3 protein-coding genes are annotated in these 3,383 nt (G+C 42.1%); 1 reads left to right on the top strand and 2 read right to left on the bottom strand.

The features are described from left to right. Positions 1 to 65: 65 nt before the first annotated feature. Positions 66 to 611 (bottom strand): hypothetical protein, encoded by a 546-nt coding sequence (locus LG34_RS15830; RefSeq protein ID WP_109216933.1) that lies wholly within the window; start codon positions 609 to 611, stop codon positions 66 to 68. Between the two features lie 380 nt (positions 612 to 991). Continuing rightward, complete coding sequence (locus tag LG34_RS15835) at positions 992 to 1,759, bottom strand: N-acetylmuramoyl-L-alanine amidase (RefSeq protein WP_109216934.1); 768 nt, start codon at positions 1,757 to 1,759, stop codon at positions 992 to 994. 473 nt (positions 1,760 to 2,232) lie between these two features. Between LG34_RS15835 and LG34_RS15840 the strand changes: the two genes are divergently transcribed. Then, positions 2,233 to 3,201, top strand: a complete 969-nt coding sequence (locus LG34_RS15840; RefSeq protein ID WP_109216935.1) for a beta-ketoacyl-ACP synthase III — start codon at positions 2,233 to 2,235, stop codon at positions 3,199 to 3,201. Positions 3,202 to 3,383 lie beyond the last annotated feature (182 nt).

The following is a 3,383-nucleotide window of genomic DNA, read 5'->3' on the forward strand; positions in this document are numbered from 1 at the left end:
TGCATGACGCGCACCTCGCAACAAGAATGCCGGAGCATTCTTGAATGGTGATGGGATTTGATAAATTATATGTGATGGACATTTTTGAAACCATTGGAACGAATCAGCAGATTTTCGTCAAGTGTTTTCAGGATCAGTTTACCGGAACGGGTAAGCTCCTGGATACATAGATGAAAATCTGTTGTTTTATATTGGGGGAGTTCTTCTTTCAGATAGTCGTGGGACTGCCCGGAGCGCACGGCTTCACGAAAACGGATATTATAGGGAATTCGCATGACAGAAGGTTCTGCCAGTCGATATGTGTGACAGATACGTCGTATATCTGTCTGCAAAGCCGGAAGATAATCCAGAAAGGCATAACAGACATTTGAAAACGGAATCCAGTTGTCACAGAAATAGCGGCGGAATGCTGCGGGAATCGGTGGAAGACCGATAATGACCAGATTTGCCTGTCGGAGCAGACGAATGGTGCGTGCATCCTGACGGGATTGCAGATCGAGACATTGGATGTCGCCATATTTTTGTAAAAATGGGATGAAAAAATCCAGACAAAAATGTGGATGGGAAGCCGCAAGCGGACTCCAGAATGCAACGATATATGATTGTTTCATGTGATTAGACATCAAAAAGATAAAGACAAATTTATTATATATGCGAACTTCGGAAATGTAAAGATAAATTTAAAATTTAGTTATATTTAGTTGCCTGGTTAAAATTCAGGTGGCTAAACGATAGGTAGTGAATGGAAATCGGGAAAATTTTATCTCTGCCGCTAACAATCGCTGTCAGAGAAAAAATTTCTCCCGATTTCCAATTTCAGTTATTGTTGCTGTTTATTTCCATAATCACTGATAAAAAAGATACCTTTGATTATAGATACAGTTATTGGCGATACTTTTTCCTTAATAATCTTTTGTAGAAAAAGGAATTTTCAGGATGTTATGTCATGGTCATTAGTACTATTTTTTCTTTTATGAATTTACGTTTTACTTTAACTTTTACTTACGATTAAGGTGCTGTAACCGGAACGGCGAAGTTCGTCCTGTAATAAGACGGCTTCGTCTAATGTTTTGGGCTTGCCAATCCAGACTCCGTAATATGGTTCTTCGTAGTGAATCTGTCCGTCAAAGCCGAGGATTTGCAGGCGTTCTAACTGGTAAGCGGCATTGACGTCATATTTGAACAGTCCTGTCTGCACGTAATAATGTTCCGGAACCTGTTGTGCGGAAAGTGGAATACTTTCTTCGATGCCTGTGACAATGGCATCCACGATGGCATCAAATTTTTGGTCAAAAAGCTGGTTATCAATGTCGCTGTTGATAAAACCGGTTTCCACAAGAACTGCCGGCATTTCTGTTTTTCGCAGGACGATGAGCCCCGGGACTTCCTCAACACCAAGATTTTTGAATCCGACATTTTCCAGCTGGCGATTGATATTTTCTGCCAGAGTGTCAACGGTATCGTTATGTTGGTAAATCAGTGTCTGCACACCGTTGTACAGATTATCCTCCATGCCGGAGTTTCGGTGAAATGAGATAAAATAATTTCCACCGGACAGATTTGCAAGCTGTGCTTTTTCGTTTGGTGAATTGTATACATCTGTTGTGCGGGTATAATAAACATTGTACCCGGCTTCTTTTAATTTGGCACCGACTGCCAGTGTCAGTCGAAGCACATCATCTTTTTCTGCACGTCCCATATATGATGCGCCGTTGTCAAAACCGCCGTGTCCGGCGTCTAAAATAATATCTACCTCCATAGTTTTCCCCCTTAAATAATAGAATTCCCAGATCACATCCTTACAGAGCACTTATCTTCGTCTTAGAGGATATTTCTGCTGAAAAAATGTTGGTACACGCCACTTATAGAAGTGGAAGCCTTTTCACCTGAGATGAAAGGGCATGATCTGTATGCCTGTTCTGATTTTGCGTTGTTACATGTAAGTAATATATGTTTGCTTTTTCAAAATAGTACATGAGATGTGAGATGATTCTGTATTTATGGAGTTGAATAACAAAATGATGTTAATGGCGGAATGCAATCGTTTACCTGATGTAGATTTTACATATTTAGTGACAGGAATGCGGAGAAGATTTTTGAAATAGGAGTATCACTATTTGACTCAGGTGATGCTGTCTGACTTTGTAACGTGTTTTTTGTTGACAAGAAAACAGTTTTTTTGTATACTTTGATGATAGAAAGTTTTGATAATCAAACTAATTGGAGGGATAGATGAGAGCACAGATTATAGGAACCGGTAGTTGTCTGCCGGAAAAAATAGTAACAAATGATTTTCTTTCCACCATTGTGGAGACAAGCGATGAGTGGATCAGCAGCAGAACCGGTATCCGTCAGCGTCATATTGCAATAAATGAGACAACGGCGTCCATGTCTACAGAAGCCGGAAAAAAAGCACTGGAGTCAGCCGGAGTGAAAGCGGAGGATCTGGATCTGATTATCGTAGCAACCTGTACACCGGATACGCTGGTTCCAAATACGGCATGTCTGGTACAGAGTGAGCTTGGTGCTGTCAATGCGGTTGCTTTTGACATCAGCGCAGCTTGTTCCGGTTTTGTATTTGCATTGAATATGGTGGATGCTTACATGCAGGCAGGAATTTATAAAACGGCACTTGTGATCGGTGCGGAGACGTTGTCCCGTATTGTGGACTGGAGCGACCGCTCTACCTGTGTATTATTTGCGGATGGTGCAGGTGCAGCAGTCGTGCGCGCGGCAGAGCGCGGTGTGATCGCGTCCACACAGGGAAGCGACGGAACCCGCGGAGGTGCGATTTATGTCAAAAACAGAGAAAATTATAATCCGTTTGTGACAGAGCAGAAACCAATGGATTATCTGTACATGGACGGCGGTGAAGTATTCAAATTTGCAGTAAAAAAAGTACCACAGTCTATTTTACAGACACTGGAAGCAGCAAAGCTGACCACCGAAGACATTGACTGGTATTTGTTCCATCAGGCAAATGCCCGAATTACGGCAACCATTGCAAAACGTCTGAAAGTGCCGAATGAGAAAATCCCGATGAACGTGGACAGATGTGGAAACACATCCGCAGCCAGTGTGGCGATTCTTCTGGATGAAGTCAATCGAAAAGGTATGCTGAAAAAAGGAGACAAACTGATGCTTGCAGGCTTTGGCTCAGGTCTGACATGGGGAACTATGGCAATCGAATGGGGTATTTAAAAGGCTGCTTCTTGGAAAAAAATGTGAAAGGGTTCCCTTTGATTTTGTCTTTCTGGCTAATAATCGCCTGCCAAGAAAAAATCAAAGGGAACCCTATTTACGTAGTGGCATAAAATGCTTTGATAGATGATATATGTATGTCATGCAATTGCATGACGCGCACCTCGCAACAAGAATGCCGG

The organism is Eubacterium ramulus (assembly GCF_003122485.1).
Classification (GTDB): domain Bacteria; phylum Bacillota; class Clostridia; order Lachnospirales; family Lachnospiraceae; genus Eubacterium_I; species Eubacterium_I ramulus_A.

Excerpts from the sequence above, each read along its gene's own strand:
- LG34_RS15830 (WP_109216933.1), bottom strand. The coding sequence starts at position 611 with ATGAAACAATCATATATCGTTGCATTCTGGAGTCCGCTTGCGGCTTCC.
- LG34_RS15835 (WP_109216934.1), bottom strand. The coding sequence starts at position 1,759 with ATGGAGGTAGATATTATTTTAGACGCCGGACACGGCGGTTTTGACAAC.
- LG34_RS15840 (WP_109216935.1), top strand. The coding sequence starts at position 2,233 with ATGAGAGCACAGATTATAGGAACCGGTAGTTGTCTGCCGGAAAAAATA.